This is a genomic window from Achromobacter sp. UMC71, from assembly GCF_014170305.1.
GTDB lineage: Bacteria > Pseudomonadota > Gammaproteobacteria > Burkholderiales > Burkholderiaceae_B > Achromobacter.
This window is the reverse complement of record NZ_LZZT01000045.1, coordinates 311,139-327,584: the sequence shown is the minus strand read 5'-3', so window position 1 is coordinate 327,584 and position 16,446 is coordinate 311,139. Positions and strand designations below refer to the sequence as shown.

13 protein-coding genes are annotated in these 16,446 nt (G+C 67.8%); 9 read left to right on the top strand and 4 right to left on the bottom strand.

Going from position 1 to position 16,446, the window contains the following annotated elements:
• Positions 1–169: 169 nt before the first annotated feature.
• The 3 genes from A9974_RS22355 to A9974_RS22345 are packed head-to-tail and all read left to right on the top strand — an operon-like array spanning position 170 to position 4,115.
• Positions 170–1,651 (top strand): FGGY family carbohydrate kinase, encoded by a 1,482-nt coding sequence (locus A9974_RS22355; protein ID WP_183006355.1) that lies wholly within the window; start codon positions 170–172, stop codon positions 1,649–1,651.
• Entirely contained in the window at positions 1,648–3,360 is a 1,713-nt protein-coding gene (locus A9974_RS22350) for a glycerol-3-phosphate dehydrogenase/oxidase (RefSeq protein ID WP_183006354.1), read from the top strand. The genes A9974_RS22355 and A9974_RS22350 overlap by 4 nt, the downstream gene beginning before the upstream one ends.
• Positions 3,357–4,115, top strand: a complete 759-nt coding sequence (locus A9974_RS22345) for a GntR family transcriptional regulator (RefSeq protein WP_183006353.1) — start codon at positions 3,357–3,359, stop codon at positions 4,113–4,115. The genes A9974_RS22350 and A9974_RS22345 overlap by 4 nt, the downstream gene beginning before the upstream one ends.
• Before the next feature lie 59 nt (positions 4,116–4,174).
• Here the strand turns inward: A9974_RS22345 and A9974_RS22340 are convergent, their stop codons facing one another.
• Positions 4,175–4,780: a hypothetical protein gene (locus A9974_RS22340; RefSeq protein ID WP_183006352.1), complete on the bottom strand. Its 606-nt coding sequence runs from the start codon at positions 4,778–4,780 to the stop codon at positions 4,175–4,177.
• Positions 4,781–5,129: 349 nt separating this feature from the next.
• Between A9974_RS22340 and A9974_RS22335 the strand changes: the two genes are divergently transcribed.
• The 3 genes from A9974_RS22335 to A9974_RS22325 are packed head-to-tail and all read left to right on the top strand — an operon-like array spanning position 5,130 to position 8,952.
• Entirely contained in the window at positions 5,130–5,843 is a 714-nt protein-coding gene (locus tag A9974_RS22335) for a gluconate 2-dehydrogenase subunit 3 family protein (protein ID WP_183006351.1), read from the top strand.
• A gap of 3 nt (positions 5,844–5,846) precedes the next feature.
• A complete protein-coding gene (locus A9974_RS22330; protein WP_183006350.1) occupies positions 5,847–7,622 on the top strand; it encodes a GMC family oxidoreductase in 1,776 nt (591 codons plus the stop codon).
• Positions 7,623–7,632: 10 nt separating this feature from the next.
• Positions 7,633–8,952: a cytochrome c gene (locus A9974_RS22325; protein ID WP_183006349.1), complete on the top strand. Its 1,320-nt coding sequence runs from the start codon at positions 7,633–7,635 to the stop codon at positions 8,950–8,952.
• Between the two features lie 83 nt (positions 8,953–9,035).
• Here A9974_RS22325 and A9974_RS22320 read toward each other — a convergent pair whose 3' ends face one another.
• Entirely contained in the window at positions 9,036–9,551 is a 516-nt protein-coding gene (locus tag A9974_RS22320; RefSeq protein WP_183006348.1) for a GNAT family N-acetyltransferase, read from the bottom strand.
• A gap of 306 nt (positions 9,552–9,857) precedes the next feature.
• Between A9974_RS22320 and A9974_RS22315 the strand changes: the two genes are divergently transcribed.
• From A9974_RS22315 to A9974_RS22305, 3 genes are all read left to right on the top strand, one after another.
• Positions 9,858–10,328, top strand: a complete 471-nt coding sequence (locus tag A9974_RS22315) for an ATP-binding protein (RefSeq protein ID WP_255468292.1) — start codon at positions 9,858–9,860, stop codon at positions 10,326–10,328.
• Between the two features lie 91 nt (positions 10,329–10,419).
• Positions 10,420–12,057 carry a VRR-NUC domain-containing protein gene (locus tag A9974_RS22310; RefSeq protein WP_183006346.1) on the top strand — a complete coding sequence of 546 codons (1,638 nt, stop codon included), beginning with the start codon at positions 10,420–10,422 and terminating at the stop codon, positions 12,055–12,057.
• On the top strand, positions 12,054–14,330 hold the full coding sequence (locus A9974_RS22305; protein WP_183006345.1) for an ATP-dependent DNA helicase: 2,277 nt from the start codon (positions 12,054–12,056) through the stop codon (positions 14,328–14,330). Before A9974_RS22310 ends, A9974_RS22305 begins: the two co-directional genes overlap by 4 nt.
• Positions 14,331–14,338: 8 nt before the next feature.
• On the opposite strand, the gene A9974_RS22300 is transcribed toward A9974_RS22305, so the two are convergent.
• Complete coding sequence (locus A9974_RS22300) at positions 14,339–14,743, bottom strand: group III truncated hemoglobin (RefSeq protein ID WP_183006344.1); 405 nt, start codon at positions 14,741–14,743, stop codon at positions 14,339–14,341.
• A gap of 109 nt (positions 14,744–14,852) precedes the next feature.
• On the bottom strand, positions 14,853–16,379 hold the full coding sequence (locus A9974_RS22295) for an MFS transporter (protein WP_183006343.1): 1,527 nt from the start codon (positions 16,377–16,379) through the stop codon (positions 14,853–14,855).
• Between the last annotated feature and the right edge of the window lie 67 nt (positions 16,380–16,446).

The window sequence follows — 16,446 nt, the reverse complement described above, 5'->3', positions numbered from 1 at the left end:
TCGTCCTTGCATTGATCCAACGGCCCTGGGGCCCGGGAACCTGCTGATCGGTCTGATTCGACCAATTCGTTGTTATGACATCGAGAGCACTATATGGCAGCCGAAATTTTTAGATTACTAGGGGAAACACTGCTATCCTGCAAAAAATTTCTGTAGACAATGTTATGACATGAGAACAGACATCTACCTCGGGATAGACATGGGCTCCACGGGCTTGAAGGCGGTTGCCTTCGAAGCTGGGAGCGGGGCCACCCTGGCGGCCGCGGGCGGCGCGTTGCCCTACCGGCAGTTGCCGCAGGGCGGCTGCGAACTGGCCGCCGATGCCATCGAGACCGGCCTGGCGCACGCCCTGCGGGGCGTCGCTGCCCAGCTGGGTGATCGGGTGCGGGAGGTGCGCGCGCTCAGTTGCACCGGCCACGGAGCGGGGCTGTACCTGCTGGATGCGTCCGGCCAGCTGCTGGGCGGCGGCGCGGTGGCGTCCACCGACCAGCGCGCCGCGGGCCTTGCCCGCGCGCTGGGGCTGCGCCTGGGCGATGCGCTCTACGACGAGGTTGGTTGCCGGCCGTGGTCGGGGCAATCGTCGCTGATCGCGGCCGAGCGCTTCCAGGCGGACCCGGCGCTGCGCGGCCGCGCCCGCCACCTGCTGTTCGCCAAGGACTATCTGGCGTTTCTCTTGACGGGCCAGATCGCCACCGATGCCAGCGACGCCAGCACGGCGGGCTTGCTGACGCTGAAGACGGGCGTCTGGTCGGCGATGGCGTTCGAGGCCGCCGGCCTGGCCGATCTGGCCGCGCAGGCGGCCCCGATCGTTGCGGCCGGTTCGGTGATCGGCCGGGTGTCGGCCGGGGCCGCGGCAACCTTCGGCCTGCCGGCCGGCGTGCCGGTGGCAATGGGCGCAATCGATCTGCTCGCCTCGCTGCGGGCGGTGGGCGCCGAGCGCCACGGCAATGCCGTGGCGGTGCTGGGCACCTGGTGCGTCAACGCCGTGGTGGCCCCGGCGCGCGAACCCAAGCCCGAGGTCGGCGCCATCGTTCGCTTTGGCGATCCGGATCGCAGGCTGTATCTGGAGAACAGTCCGTCGTCGATGGCCAATGTGGCCTGGGCGGCGCGCGCGCTGCAATTTCCGGATGCGACGGCGGTGGTTGAATGCGCCATGTCGGTGCCGTTGGGCGCCGAGGGCTTGCGCTTTCTGCCGTTCATCAATGGCGGCAATTGGCCGGCGGGCGCCAGCGCCGGCTTCGTGGGATTGCAGGGGCACCACACGCGCGCCCACCTGGCCCGCGCCGTGGTCGACGGCGTGGCGGCCTGGCATACCTGGCACCTGAAACGCCTGGCGGCGCAGGGCCTGGGTGTGGCGGGCAGGGTGGCCGCGCTGGGCGGCGGCGCCCGCGACCGGCGCATGGCGCAGTTGCTGGCCGGCCTGCTGGGCCATGCGGTAGAGCGCTGCGGCGATGATGAGACCGGCGCGCGCGGCGCGGCGGGCTATGCGGCGCTGTCGCAAGGGGCGGGCGATTGCCTGCCGGCGCCGCGCGAACAGGTCGAAGCCGATCCGCGGCAACACGCCGCGCACGCGGACTTCTATACGGAATTTCACGCGCTGGTGGACAGCATGGCGCCGGCGTTCGCGCAGATAGCGGGAGCCGCGCGATGACCGCCGCCACGCCCTATGCGCGTCCGGCAGCGCTGGCCGGCCGGCATTTTTCCACGGTCATCGTGGGCGCCGGCATCAATGGCGCGGGGGTGTTTCGCGACCTGTGCCTGCAAGGGGTGGACTGCCTGATCGTGGACAAGGGCGATATCGCGGCCGGCGCCAGCAGCGCGCCGTCGCGCATGATCCACGGCGGCCTGCGTTACCTGGAAAGCGGCGCGTTTTCGCTGGTGGCCGAGGCCACGCGCGAACGCAATCTGCTGCTGCGTAATGCCGCCCATCTGGTGCGGCCGCTGGAAACCGTGGTGCCGCTGTCCAGTCGTTTCGGCGGCCTGGTGGGCAGCGTGCTGCGCTTTGCCGGCCTGCGCGCCTCGCCCGGCGCACGCGGCCTGTGCGTGGTGGGCTTGGGCTTGCGGCTGTACGACCGCCTGGGGCGGCGCCAGCGCGTCATGCCGGAACACCGCATTGCGCGGGTGCCGGCCGACGACGGCGCCTTGTTCAGCGCGTCGGTGCGCTGGACGGCCACGTACTACGACGCCTGGATCCGCCACCCCGAATGGCTGGTGCTGGAACTGATCCGCGACGGCCATCGCGACCAGCCCGCGTCGGCCGCGTCCAACTACTGCAGCGTCACCGCGTGCCTGGGGCGCACGGTGACGCTGCGCGATGAACTCACGGGCGAATCGGTGCAGGTCACCGCCGACACCGTGGTCAACGCCACTGGCGCGTGGCTGGACCGCTCGGCGGGAGCCTTGCAGGGCGCGGGGTCACGCGTCATGGGCACCAAGGGCTCGCACCTGATTCTGGATCATCCCGCGCTGCGCGACGCTTTGCGCGGACGCATGGCGTACTTCGAGGCCTCCGACGGCCGCGTCTGCATCGTGTATCCGTTTCTGGATCGCGTGCTGGTGGGGTCGACCGATATTCCGGTGGACGATCCGGATCAGGCAGCCACCGAGCCGGCCGAGATCGACTACCTGCTGGACGTGCTGCGCGAGGTCTTTCCGCGGCTGGATTTTGGCCGCGGCAACGTGGTCTACACTTACGTCGGCGTCAGGCCGCTGGCGCAGTCGGATGCCGACAAGCCGGGCCAGATTTCGCGTGATCACGCGGTGGCGATCGATCCGCCGAATGCCGCGCGCGAGGTGCCGCTGGTGTGCCTGGTGGGCGGCAAATGGACCACCTTCCGTTCGCTGGCGCAGTTGGCGGCCGACGCGGTGCTGCGGCAATTGGGCCGCGCCCGCACGCACTCGACCGAGCAACTGGCCATCGGCGGCGGCGCCGGCATGCCGGCCGACGCGCCGGGGCTGGATCGCCTGCTCGATCGCATCCAGTCCGTCAGCGGGCTGACCCGTCCGCGCGTGGCCGAGCTGGTCAACCGCTATGGGTCGGGCGCGCAGGCGTTGGCGCGCGGCTTCGCGGACGATGGCGATGCGCCGCTGCGGCACGCGCCGGATTATTCGGCCGCCGAGGTCCGTTACCTGTGCCGCGAGACGGCCGTGCAGCACCTGGCGGACCTGGTCATCCGCCGTACGCTGCTGGCCATCCGCGGCCGCATGACCGCCGCGCTGGCGGCCGAGCTGGCCGGCATCGCCGCGGCCGAGCTGGGCTGGAGCCCCGCGCGCCGCGACGACGAATTGCAGGCCTGCATCGCCACCTTGCGGGACCGGCATTGTGTTCCTTTTTCCGTTTCAAGCCCCGTCACGATATGAGCAGCTCGACCCCTACCGAAGACACCGTGCTGGACCGCAGCGCCAGCGCCCCGTTGTGGACGCAGTTTCGCGACGTGGTGCGCGGCAAGATCCTGCAGGGCGAGCTGGCCGTCGGCGCCAAGCTGCCTACCGAGGCCGAGTTCGGCGAGCAATACGGCATTTCGCGCATCGTGGTGCGTGAAGCCCTGGCCGACCTGGTGCGCAATGGCCTGATCTACAAGATCCGGGGGCAGGGCGCCTTCGTGTCGGCGCGCGAGCGCGACGAGGATTTCGTTTCCACGGTGCTGGGCTTTTCGGACGAGATGGAACGCAAGGGCCGCACGGTGCGCACCCAGGTGCTGCTGCAGGAGCTGCGCGCACCGACCGAGCGCGAAGCGGCGTCGCTGGGATTGGCCTTCGATGCGCAGGTCGTCGCGCTGAAGCGCTTGCGCAGCGTCGATGGCGAACTGCAGCTGCTGGTTGAGACCGCGGTGCCCGCGGACCTGGCGCCGGGGCTGAACCGCACCCGGCTGGAAAACCGTTCACTGTACGACGTGCTGCGCCGCCAGTATGGCCTGCGCATCGTGCGCGCCGAACGCTGGATCGACGCGGTGCTGCCTGACGCCGAAACCTGCGCGTTGCTGGGCATGACCGAGCCCGAGCCGCTGCTGCGCATCGAATCCATTGCCTACGGCGCCAATGGCCGGCCGCTGGAACACTACCGCGCGCTGCACCGCTGCCAGACCAGCCGGTTGCACGTGCAGACGACCACCTAGCCGGTTCCGCCGGGCCCTCGTTGGAAGGGAAAGCGCCCGCGCTATAGCGGGCGCCGTGGTCACACCACGTTCATCAGCCGCAACACCCACCAGACCAGGCCCACGGCCGCCACCACCAGCACCATGCGCAGCAGGCCACCGCCGCTGCGCGGCACGGCGCCGGGCGCCGGCGCGTTTGGCGACGACGCGCTTGCCGGAAACGCTTGCGCCTGCGGCGCGCCACTCACGGCAGGCGCCGCGCTACGCACGTCGGGAATATCCGTTTCGATGATGAATTCGGGCTTGGCCGGATCGCGCTGGTCCGGCGCGCCCGCCAGGCCGCCGATGTCGATGCCGGCGTTCTTCAGCATGTCCCAAAGCCCGCCGTCCGCCAGGCCGCCGCGCAGCGCCTCGATGCGCTCGCGGTCGGCGCGCGGCACCTCGTCCAGGCTGTCGTAACGCTGGCCGTTCACGGTGACCGCGCCGTCCTTGATCTCGACCTTGAAGGGGCCGTCTTCGCCGCCGCTGGCGTAGCTCCATTGCTCGCTGACGCGCACATTGGCGGCGTCAGCGGCGCCGTCCAGCAGGGAATCGAGGCTGTCGCGCTGTTCGCGGGTCAGGCCTTTTGTCGAGCTCCAGCGGGTCGTGGTGGTCGTGCTGCGCCACGTTTTGCTTTTCTCTGTCATGGAATGGTGTCCGTGAGTAACTTTTATTAGCAAGCCGTACGTCTGTCTGGCCGCGCAGGAAATCGGGCCTCCGCACTATACAGACCCGTCGCCCACTCACTGTCTTCTTACAGTGTCCTTAATGCAAAACTGAATCCCAAGTCAAGAAATGCAATCTGATCCGGTCTTATGAGCGGATCAGATGCGCCAAAAAGCGCATAATGGGGACCGCTTCCCCTTATGTCCCTTTTCAAGGGAAAGCTGTTTTTCTGTAACGAAAAGCGTGTTGTTTCTAGCTCGGCAGTTCGTGTTTCCAGGGTTCATGTTCGGTAGCGCGCTAGGACAACTTGGAATTCTCACGGAGATGTCTATGACAGAAGATGCAAAGCCGCGCAGGCGGTTTCTGCAGGCGCTGGCCATCGTGCCGGCGTCCACATTGGCGGTCGGCACGCTGACCACGGCCTGTACCAACGCGTCGGAAGGCGGCGCGGCAAACGCGGCCAAGGCCTACCAGCCCACCTACTTCACCAAGCCCGAATGGAACTTCATCGTCGCCGCGGTGGATCACCTGATCCCCGCTGACCAGTACGGTCCGGGCGCGATCGAAGCCGGCGTGCCGGAATTCATCGACCGCCAGATGGAAACGCCGTTCGGCCACGGCAAGCTCTGGTACATGCAGGGCCCGTTCCATCCCGACGTGGCGCCCGAACTGGGCTACCAGTTGAACCAGAACCCGCGCGAGGTCTATCGCCACGGCATCGAGGCCTGTGATGCCTGGTGCAAGAAGACCCACAGCAAGGTCTACGCGGAACTCGACAAGCCCCTGCAAGAGCAGATCCTGAAAGACCTGCAAGGCGGCAAGATCGAATTGGACAGCGTGCCCGCCAAGACGTTCTTCAGCTTCCTCTTGTCCAACACCAAGGAAGGGTTCTTCGCCGACCCGATGTACGGCGGCAACAAGAACATGGTGGGTTGGAAGATGGTGGGTTTCCCCGGCGCGCGCGGCGATTTCATGGACTGGGTCGACCAGCCCAACGTCAAGTACCCCTACGGGCCCGTATCGATTTCTGGGGAAAAGGGGTAAGCCATGGGTATCAAGAAAGAAAAAGTCGATGCCGTCCTGGTCGGATTCGGCTGGACCGGCGCGATCCTGGGTCAGGAGCTGACCGAAGCCGGCCTGCACGTGCTGGCGCTGGAGCGTGGCGTCATGCAGGACACGCCCAAGGACGCGGAATACCCCAAGGTGCTGGACGAGTTGGCGTACTCCGTGCGCGGCAAACTATTCCAGGACCTGTCTAAGGAAACCGTTACGATCCGCCACGGCGTGGACGACGTGGCGGTGCCGTACCGCCAGAACGGTTCGTTCTTGCTGGGCACCGGTGTGGGCGGCGCGGGCTTTCACTGGAACGGCATGCATTACCGCACGTTGCCCGAAGAGCTTGAGTTGCGCACGCGCTACGAAACGCGCTACGGCAAGAATTTCATTCCCGAAGGCATGACCATCCAGGACTTCGGCGTCACGTACGACGAACTGGAACCGTACTTCAGCAAGTTCGAGTACGTCTGCGGCACGTCGGGCAAGGCCGGCAACCTGAACGGCAAGATCGTCGAAGGCGGCAACCCGCTGGAAGGCAAGCGCAGCAAGGAATTCCCGCTGCCGCCGCTGGCCAACACCTACGGCGCCCAGCTGTTCGAGAAGGCTGCGCGCGAGGTGGGCTTCAACCCGTATCCGGCGCCCGCGGCCAACGCGTCCGGCCCGTACACCAACCCGTACGGCGTGCGCCTGGGCCCCTGTAATTTCTGCGGTTTTTGCGAAAACTACGGCTGCTACATGTATTCGAAGGCGTCGCCGCAGACCACGATTCTGCCGGTGCTGCTGAAAAAGCCCAATTTCGAACTGCGCACCCAGTCGCACGTCATCAAGGTCAACCTCGATTCGACCGGCAAGAAGGCCATCGGCGTGACCTACATCGACGCCCAGGGCCGCGAGGTCGATCAGCCGGCCGACCTGGTGATCCTGTCGGCCTACCAGATGCACAACGTGCGCCTGCTGCTGCTGTCGGGTATCGGCAAGCCCTACGATCCCAAGACCAACGAAGGCGTGGTCGGCAAGAACTACGCCTACCAGATGAACGGCGCGGTCAACGTGTTGCTGCCCAAGGGCACCCAGCTCAACCCCTTCGTGGGCACGGGCGCGGGCGGCGTGGGCATGGACGACCTGAACGGCGACCAGTTCGACCACGGCCCGCTGGGCTTCGTGGGCGGCGCCAGCATCCGCCACGTGCGCTACGGCGGCCGTCCCATCAAGACCACGCCCACCATGCCGGGTACGCCCAGCTGGGGCACGGCCTGGAAGGCCGGCGTGCAGGATGCCTACCAGCGCTACATGACAATCGGCATTTCCGGTTCGGTGATGTCGTACCGCGACGCCTACCTGTCGCTGGACCCGACCTACAAGGACAGCTTCGGCCAACCCTTGCTGCGCATGACGTTCGATTGGCACGACAACGAATTCGACATGCTCGGCTACATGGGCGGCCGCATGGACGAAGTGGCCAAGGCCATGAAGCCCGAAAAGCATTTCGTGGCCGTGCGCAAGAAGGGCGCCCGCTACGACACCCGGGTCTACCAGAGCACGCACAACACTGGCGGCGCCATCATGGGGTCCAACCCCAAGGAAAGCGTGGTCAACAAGTACCTGCAAAGCTGGGACGTGTCCAACGTGTTCGTGATGGGCGCCTGCGCGTTCCCCCAGAACATGGGCTACAACCCGACCGGACTGGTGGGCGCCTTGGCGTACTGGGCCGCGCAAGCGATCCGCGACCAGTACCTCAAAAACCCCGGCCCGCTGGTCCAGGCCTAAGGAGCCCACAATGATGAAGAAAACCATTGTTGCGGCGCTTTCGGTGCTGGTCTGCGGCGCCGCCTGGGCTGCCGACGGCACCCCGGCTACCGCGGATGCGCAGCTGATCAAGAAGGGCGAATACCTGTCGCGCGCCGGCGACTGTATCGCCTGCCATACCGCCACCAACGGCAAGCCGTTCGCCGGCGGCCTGGGGATCGAGTCGCCGCTGGGCACGATCTATTCGACCAACATCACGCCCGACAAGGACACGGGCATCGGCAACTACACCTACGAGGACTTCGACCGGGCCGTGCGCCACGGCGTGGCCAAGGATGGGCATTCGCTGTATCCGGCCATGCCGTATACCGCCTACGCCAAGGTGACGCCCGATGACGTCAAGGCCCTGTACGCCTACTTCATGCACGGCGTCGAGCCGGTCAAGCAGGCCAACAAGGACACCGACATCACCTGGCCGCTGTCGATGCGCTGGCCGCTGGGCGTGTGGCGCTGGATGTTCGCGCCGGACGTCGCGACGGCGCCGGCCGCCAACGCCGCGGCCGTGGCGGATGCGGACAAGCAGGCGCTGCTGCGCGGCCAGTACCTGGTCGAAGGCCTGGGCCACTGCAGCACCTGTCATACGCCGCGCGGCGTCGCCTTGCAGGAAAAGGCGCTGAGCGACGCGGACGGTTCTGCGTTCCTGTCGGGCGGCGTGGTCGAAGGCTGGCTCGCCAAGAACCTGCGCGGCGACATGACCGATGGCCTGGGCAGCTGGAGCAAGGAAGACATCGCAGCCTTCCTGAAGTCCGGCCGCAATGGCCACTCGGCGGCGTTTGGCGGCATGGCGCAGGTGGTGCAGGACAGCACCCAGCACCTGACCGATGCCGACCTGAATGCCATCGCGGTGTATCTGAAGAGTTTGCCGCCGGTCAACAAGGACGCGACCAAGCCGCTGGCCTACAACGAGACCGTGGCGCAGGCGCTGCGCACGGGCACGGACAAGGGCGACGGTGCCATGGCGTTCCTGAACAACTGCGCGGCCTGCCACCGCAGCACCGGCAAGGGTTACACGGAAACGTTCCCGCAGCTGGCGCTGAGCTCGACCGTGAATTCGGCGGACCCGACCTCGCTGATCCACATCGTGCTCAAGGGCGCGCAGATGCCGGGCACGACGGCGGCGCCGACCGCGTACGCCATGCCGGGCTTTGACTGGCGCATGACCGACAAGGAAGTCGCCGACGTGGTGACTTTCGTGCGGGCCAGCTGGGGCAACCAGGGCGCCAAGGTCAGCGCGTCCGACGTGGCCAAGGTGCGCAAGGACGTAGGCGCGGCGCCGCAGCCCAAGCGCTAGTCCTACGCGTTTCGCGTGCGGCCAACGGCGCCGCGTTGCCTTCGGGCGGCGTGGCGCCGTTTTCATGGGCGGCTACCGCAGTCCTATAGCGGCCGCTCGTAGCGCCGCGCCTGCGCCGTGACGCCGCCGATCTGGTCGGTCTCGGTGCCGGCGTATTGCCAGCCCTGGCGCTCGTAGAAATGGATGGCGCGGGTGTTGCCTTCCAGCGCGTACAGGTACAGATGCGAGGCGCCGCGGGCGCGGGCCCAGGCTTCGGCCTGCGCCACCATGCGCTTGCCGGCGCCCGTGCCCTGGTAGGCGGGCAGCACGTGCAGGTTGTCCAGCAGCACGCCGTCCGGGCTGTCATGTTCCTGTTTGACGCAGACAAAGCCGATGGGTTGGCCGTCCTGTTCGGCGATGAACACGGCTTGCGCGCCGGCGTTGGCTTCCTGCATCTTGTCTTGCCAGTGCACCATGCGTTCGCTGGCCAGGTTCGTGTCGAGAAAGCCGTCGGGCAGCAGGCCCCGGTAGGTGACGGCCCAACTGGCCGCGTGCATCCGGGCGATGGCGTCGGCGTCGCGGGCGGTGGCCAGACGCAGGGTCACGGTGGGGGCGGGCATGGCATCCTTGCGGGAGTGTTGGCAGACGGTTGGCGGTTGTGGCTTGCGTTGTTGCGGGTGTTGGCCATGGACGCCGCGTCCGCGCATTTGACAGCGTCGCCAGGCGCGCGCATCATCTTCGCATGAACCGCCCGCAACCCTCGTTCGCCTTGATTATTACCACCATTAGGCCAATGGTGGGTTAGCGCGCGTCGGATCATCGCTACATCAACCCGCCACTGGCGGGTTTTTTGTTGGCCCGCCGCCTGGTTTCTTTCCTGAAGGCACGCCATGCAAGCCCATCTTTCCCCTTACGTTCCCACGCCAATGTTGCACTTTCTGTGCGGCAAGATCGGCGCCGGCAAGTCCACCCTGGCCGCGCAACTGGCGTCGCAACCGCGCACGCTGCTGATCAGCGAGGACGCCTGGCTGGCCGCGCTGTATCCCGGCGAGATCCTGGACGTGGCGGATTACGGCCGCTGCGCCAGCCGCTTGCGCAACGCGCTGGGCAGCCACGTGGTGGCGCTGGTGCAAGCCGGCTTGTCGGTGGTGCTGGATTTTCCGGCCAACACCCGCCGCAGCCGCGAATGGCTGCGCGAGGCCGCCCAGGCGGCGGGTTGCGGTCACCAGTTGCATTTCCTGGACCTGCCGGACGAGGTCTGCAAGGCGCGGCTGCGGGCGCGCAACGCGTCGGGCATGCATCCGTTCACGACCAGCGAGGCGCAGTACGACGCCATCACCGCGTATTTTGTGGCGCCGCAGGAAGACGAGGGGTTCGAGATCGTGCGGCATGGATGAATTTGCGTCTTGCGTCATCAGGGTCGGCGCTTGCGGGGCTGATCGGCCTGCTATGATTACTGGATAAATAACCAGTCATCCGGCCCCGCCGATGCTTGCCCCGCACCGCTACTACTACCTGCACAATTTCCAGCGCGCCCTGGCCTGGGTGGCCGAACGCTACGCCGACCTGCTGGACGAGCGCGAACGCCGCTTCCTGGCGGACTTCGCGGCGTTGCCGCAGGCCCCCCAGGCGCTGCTGGTGCGTATGCTGATGCGGCGCGGGCCGTGGTTTCGCGCCAGCCGGCTGGTGTACGACGAAATCTCCAGCACGCAGGAGGCCGCGGCGCCGCTGCTGGCGTTGGGCTGGCTTGATGCCGATGCGCCCATGACGCTGGACGAGCTGTTCGCGCTGCATACGCGGCCGGAATTGGACCGCATCTTTGCCGGGGCCGTGGCCAAGGGGGCGCGCAAGAGCGACTTGCTGGACGCGTTGCGGGCGACGCAACCCCAGGCGCAACCGTATGCGGCGTGGCGGCCGGGCGGCGATCCGGCCTGGCGCGTGGCCGTGGCCGACCTGTGCGAGCGCTTGCGCCTGATGTTCTTCGGCAATCTGCATCAAGACTGGTCCGAATTCGTGCTGGCCGATCTGGGCGTGTTCCAGTACGAAGCAGTGCCGTTCGACGCTTCATCGCGGGCGTTCCAGACGCGCGACGACGTGGACCGCTATCTGGCCTTGCATGCCTGCCGCCGGGCGCTGGACGACGGCCTGGACGTCGATGCGTTGCTGCAAGCGGTGGCCGATTGCGCCAGCGACAACCCCTGGTTGGAAAAGCGCCGCGCCAAGGTGCTGCTGCGCATCGGCCAGGCCTGCGAACGCGCGCAAGACTGGCAGGCTGCCCAGCGCGTCTATGCCTTGTGCGCCTATCCCGGGGCGCGGCATCGCCGCATCCGGATGTACGAACGCATGGCGTGTTTCGACGAGGCGCTGGCGCTGGCCTTACAGGCCCAGGCGCAACCCGAAAGCGAAGAAGAAACCCAGCGCCTGGCGCGCATGCTGCCGCGCTTGCGGCGCAAGCTGGGACAGGGCGCGCCGAGCGGCGGGGCGGCCGCGCCTGTGATCCGCCTGGACCTGGAGCTGGACCGGCCCCAGCCGCCCGCGCCGGTGGAATTCGCCGCGCGCGACCATCTGCACCGCGACGACGCGCCGGTGCACTACGTGGAGAACGCGCTGATCAATTCGCTGTTCGGCCTGCTCTGCTGGCCGGCGGTGTTCGCGCCATTGCCCGGTGCGTTTTTCCATCCTTTCCAGCGCGGCCCGGCCGATCTGGACGCGCCGGATTTTCACGCGCGGCGCCAGGCGCTGTTCGCGGACTGCCTGGCGCAGCTGGACACGGGCGAGTACCGCGCCACCATACGCCAGCGCTATATGGAAAAGCGGGGCGTGCAGTCGCCGTTCGTGTTCTGGGGCGCCTTGTCGGACACGCTGCTGGAACAGGCGCTGGACTGCCTGCCCGCGGCGCACCTGAAGCTGTTTTTCGAGCGGCTGCTGCGCGACGTGAAGGCCAACCGGTCGGGCCTGCCCGACCTGATCCGCTTCTGGCCGGACGCGCCCGGCTATGAACTGATCGAGATCAAGGGCCCGGGCGACAAGCTGCAGGACAACCAGATCCGCTGGCTGGCGTATTGCGCGGCGCATGACATGCCGGTGCGTGTCTGCCACGTCCGCTGGCGCGAGGCCCAGGCATGACCTACGCCGTGGCGGTGCGCACGCTGTGCGAGTTCACGGCCCGCGCGGGCGACCTGGACCAGCGCTTCACGCCCGCGCCGAGCGGGCTGGAAGGCATGGCGGGTCATGGCGTGGTCACGGGCCGGCGCGGGCCCGCCTACGAAACCGAATTGGCGCTGTCGGGCCAATACGAAAACCTGCTGGTGCGTGGCCGCGCCGATGGCTACGACCCTGCGGCCAACCAGCTTGAAGAGATCAAGACCTACCGAGGCAAGCTGGACAGCGTGCGCGAGAATCACCGCGCGGCGCATTGGGCGCAGGCGCGGGTCTACGCCCACCTGCTGTGCCAGGCGCGCGGCCTGACCCAGCTGCGGGTGGCGCTGGTGTACTTCAATGTCACCACCGAAGAAGAAACCGTGCTGACCGAAGGCCGCGACGCGGCATGGCTGGCGACGTTTTTCCAAGCGCAATGCGGGCGCTTCCTGGCGTGGGCGGGCACGGAACTGGCACATCGCCAGGCGCGCGACGCCGCGCTGGAAAAACTGGCGTTTCCGCATGGCGAATTCCGCAGCGGCCAGCGCGAGCTGGCGGTGTCCGTGTACCGCACGGCACGCGACGGCCGTTGCCTGATGGCGCAGGCGCCGACCGGCATCGGCAAGACACTGGGCACGCTGTTTCCGCTGCTCAAGGCCAGTCCGGGCGCCGGGCTGGACAAGGTGTTCTTCCTGGCGGCCAAGGGCTCGGGGCGCAATCTGGCGCTGGAGGCGCTGGACACCCTGAACGCGCAGCCCGCCGCGCCCGGCCTGCGGGTGCTGGACCTGGTGGCGCGCGACAAGGCCTGCGAGCACCCGGACAAAGACTGCAATGGCGAGTCCTGCCCGTTGGCGCGGGGTTTCTACGACCGCTTGCCGGCGGCGCGCGAGGCGGCGCTGACGCAGATTCAAAGCCGCCTGGACGCGCCTACTGTGCGCGCCGTGGCCCGCGCGCACCAGGTCTGTCCGTATTACCTGTCACAGGAACTGATCCGCTGGAGCGACGTGGTGGTGGGCGACTACAACTACTACTACGATTCCACAGCCATGCTGCACGCGCTGACGCAGGCCAATCAGTGGAAGGTGGCGGTGCTGGTGGACGAGGCGCACAACCTGGTGGAGCGCGCCCGTCGCATGTACACGGGCGAATTGCACCAGTTGTCGCTGGCCGCGGCGCGGCAGGCGGCGCCCAAGCCGCTGAAGAAGGCGCTGGACGGCCTGCAGCGCTCATGGACGGCGCTGAACAAGAAGCAGGCCGAGGCTTACCAGGCGTACGATGCCGCGCCCGCCGGGGTATTGGCGGCGGTGCAGAAGGCCGTGACCGCCATCACCGACCACCTGGGCGAGTCACCGCTGGCGCAAGACGACCCGGTGCTGGCGTTCTACTTCGAGGCACTGCATTTCATGCGCCTGGCCGAGCAGTTCGGCTCGCACGCGCTGTTCGACGTGACGCGGGCCGACGGGCGCGCGCTGGGCGCCAAGACGCCGCCTTCGACGCTGTGCGTGCGTAACGTGATTCCGGCGCCGTACCTGGCGGCGCGCCACGCGGCGGCGCATGCCACGGTGCTGTTTTCGGGCACCTTGAGTCCGCAGCAGTTCTATCGCGATACCCTGGGACTGCCTGCGGATGCCGCCTGGATCGACGTGGCTGCGCCGTTTCAGGCCGAACAGCTCGCAGTGAAGGTGGTGGGCAACGTATCTACCCGCTATCGCGACCGCGAGCGTTCGCTGGCGCCCATCACCGACCTGATTGCCGCGGAATACGCGCGTCGGCCCGGCAACTACCTGGGCTTTCTGAGCAGCTTCGATTACCTGCGGCAGGTGGCCGACCTGATGCGGCTGCGCCATCCGCAGGTGCCGATCTGGCTGCAGACGCCGGGCATGGGCGAAACCGACCGTACGGCGTTCCTGGCGCGCTTCACCGAAAACGGGCAGGGCGTGGGGTTCGCGGTGCTGGGCGGCGCGTTTTCCGAAGGGGTGGATTTGCCGGGCAAGCGATTGATCGGCGCGTTCATCGCCACTCTCGGATTGCCGCAGGTCAATGCCGTGAACGAGAACATCAAGCGCGCCATGGACCTGCGCTATGGCCAGGAGCAGGGCTACGACTACACCTATCTGTACCCCGGCCTGCAAAAGGTGGTGCAGGCGGCTGGCCGGGTGATCCGCACCGAGCAGGACGTCGGCACGGTGCACCTGATCGACGATCGTTATCGCCGCGCCAAGGTGCGCAATCTGCTGCCCAGCTGGTGGCGGGTGGACTGAAATCAGCGTTAGGCGGACCGCAGTTCCGTCAGCGCCTGGTTGGGATCGCGGCTGAGCTGGTAGCCGTACCACAGGCTGCGCGCCATGCGCTTGGCCATCTCGCTGGCGGCATCGGCCAGCGCGCGGTTGGGTAGCGCGGCCAGCGTTTCGCCCCACAGCGCCAGCCAGCGCTCGAACAGTTCGGCGCTCAGGTGCGGCATGGCGACATGCTTGGGCATCGGCATGCCGGTAAAGCGCCGGGTGCCCAGCAGCACGGCCGACCAGAAGTCCGACAGCGTTGCCAGGTGTTCGTCCCAGTCGTGGATCTGGGCCTGGAAGACCGGCCCCAGGGCGTCGTCGGCGCGCGCCTTGGCGTAAAAGGTATGCACCAGATCGCGGATTTCGGCTTCGGTGCAGAGGTCGGCTTGGGGCAAGGGCGGCTCCTGGCGGCGCGATGGATAACGCGAAATAGTAGGGTGCGGGGCGGGCGTGCCGGGTTGATCTGGCGCAAACAAGTGGCCGGCTGTCCGGCCTGCATGGCGTTCACGAAACCTGGGGGCGCGCCGCGGCCGTGGCCGCCTCTGGCCTGCCCAGCAACGCATACACCAACCCGGCCAGCAGCAGTGCAAACACCGCCAGCGCGTACAGCACCTGTCCGAAGGCCGCGTCATAGGCCTGGTGCAGCAAGGCGCCAGCGCCTGGCAGCAGCTCGGCGGCCTCGGCCAACTGACCCAGGGCGGCGCGGTTGGCGGCTTGCAGCAGGTCTTGGCGGCCGGCGCCGGGCAAGGCCGTGGCCGCCTGGGCGTGAATCAAGGTGGCCAACAAGGCGCTGACGACGGCGATGGCCACGCCGTCGGCGGACACGCGCACGGTGTTGAAGATGCCGGTGGCCATGCCGACGCGTTCGCGTTCGACCACGCTGACCGCCATGGCGTCCATCAAGCCCCAGGGCAGGCCGATGCCGATGCCGATCAGGCCCATGGGCAGCCACAGCCCCTGCGCGCCGCCGGCCAGGTCGCGCGCCAGCCACGCCAGGCCGGCCGCCACGGCCAGCAGGCCCGCGCAGGACAGCGCGCCGGGGCGGGCCCAGCGCGTCAGCAGCGCGGCCAGGAAGGGCACCACCAGCAAGGGCGCGGCCAGGCCTATCATCAGCTGGCCGGCTTGCAGCGCGCTGTAGCCGTCGATGCCGATGAAGCGCCCGGGCAGGATGGCGATCAGCACGATGAAGAGAAAGGCGGGCGAGGCCGCCAGCACCTGCACACCGACAAAGCGCGCGCCGCGGAACAACGTCAGGTCCAGCATCGGATGGGGCGTGCGCATTTCGGTGACGACAAACGCGGCCGCCAGCAGCGCGGACAGGAGCAGCGAGCCGGCGACCGCGAGGTCGGCCCAGCCGTTTTCGGGCGCCAGCAGCATGCCGTAGGTGAACAGTCCCAGCGCGCCGGTGAAGCTGAGCGCGCCGCGCCAATCGAAGCGGCCTTGCGCCGCGCCGGACGTGGCGCGCACGCTGGCCGCTACCAGCGCCAGGCCGGCCAGCCCCACCAGGCCGGTGCCATGGAAGACCCAGCGCCAGCCGGCCGTCTGCACCAGCCAGCCCGAGATCAGCGGGCCGAATGACAGGCCGATGCCGAACGTGGTGCCCAGCAGGCTGAAGGCGCGGGCGCGGGCCGCGCCATGGAACAGCGGCGCCAGGGACGACATGGCCGCGGCGAAGGCCGCCGCGCCGCCCACGCCTTGCATCAGGCGCAGGAAGTCGATCCAGCTGGCCGACGGCGCCCAGGCGATGGGAAAGGTAAAGGCGCAGAACCAGGCCAGCCCGCCCAGCCAGACGCGGCGCGGGCCGTACAGGTCGGTCAGGCTGCCGGACACCATGATGACGCTGCCGTAGGCCAGGATGTAGCCGTTCAGGATCCAGTTCAGTTGCACGGGCGTGCCGCCCAGCGCCTGGCTGATCGATGGCAGCACCACGGCGGGGCCGGTGAAGCACAGCGGAATCAGCACGGCGGTGAGACAGGCGGCCAGCAATTGCAGCCAGCGGTTGGGGGCAGGGGAAAGGGCAGGCGGTGTCATGGTCGGAACAAAATGGTGCAAGGCCGGATCGGCAAGAAGGAAACCGGTTGAGCCAGGGCGCAACCGA

Excerpts from the sequence above, each read along its gene's own strand:
- A9974_RS22355 (WP_183006355.1), top strand. The coding sequence starts at position 170 with ATGAGAACAGACATCTACCTCGGGATAGACATGGGCTCCACGGGCTTG.
- A9974_RS22350 (WP_183006354.1), top strand. The coding sequence starts at position 1,648 with ATGACCGCCGCCACGCCCTATGCGCGTCCGGCAGCGCTGGCCGGCCGG.
- A9974_RS22345 (WP_183006353.1), top strand. The coding sequence starts at position 3,357 with ATGAGCAGCTCGACCCCTACCGAAGACACCGTGCTGGACCGCAGCGCC.
- A9974_RS22340 (WP_183006352.1), bottom strand. The coding sequence starts at position 4,780 with ATGACAGAGAAAAGCAAAACGTGGCGCAGCACGACCACCACGACCCGC.
- A9974_RS22335 (WP_183006351.1), top strand. The coding sequence starts at position 5,130 with ATGACAGAAGATGCAAAGCCGCGCAGGCGGTTTCTGCAGGCGCTGGCC.
- A9974_RS22330 (WP_183006350.1), top strand. The coding sequence starts at position 5,847 with ATGGGTATCAAGAAAGAAAAAGTCGATGCCGTCCTGGTCGGATTCGGC.
- A9974_RS22325 (WP_183006349.1), top strand. The coding sequence starts at position 7,633 with ATGATGAAGAAAACCATTGTTGCGGCGCTTTCGGTGCTGGTCTGCGGC.
- A9974_RS22320 (WP_183006348.1), bottom strand. The coding sequence starts at position 9,551 with ATGCCCGCCCCCACCGTGACCCTGCGTCTGGCCACCGCCCGCGACGCC.
- A9974_RS22315 (WP_255468292.1), top strand. The coding sequence starts at position 9,858 with ATGTTGCACTTTCTGTGCGGCAAGATCGGCGCCGGCAAGTCCACCCTG.
- A9974_RS22310 (WP_183006346.1), top strand. The coding sequence starts at position 10,420 with ATGCTTGCCCCGCACCGCTACTACTACCTGCACAATTTCCAGCGCGCC.
- A9974_RS22305 (WP_183006345.1), top strand. The coding sequence starts at position 12,054 with ATGACCTACGCCGTGGCGGTGCGCACGCTGTGCGAGTTCACGGCCCGC.
- A9974_RS22295 (WP_183006343.1), bottom strand. The coding sequence starts at position 16,379 with ATGACACCGCCTGCCCTTTCCCCTGCCCCCAACCGCTGGCTGCAATTG.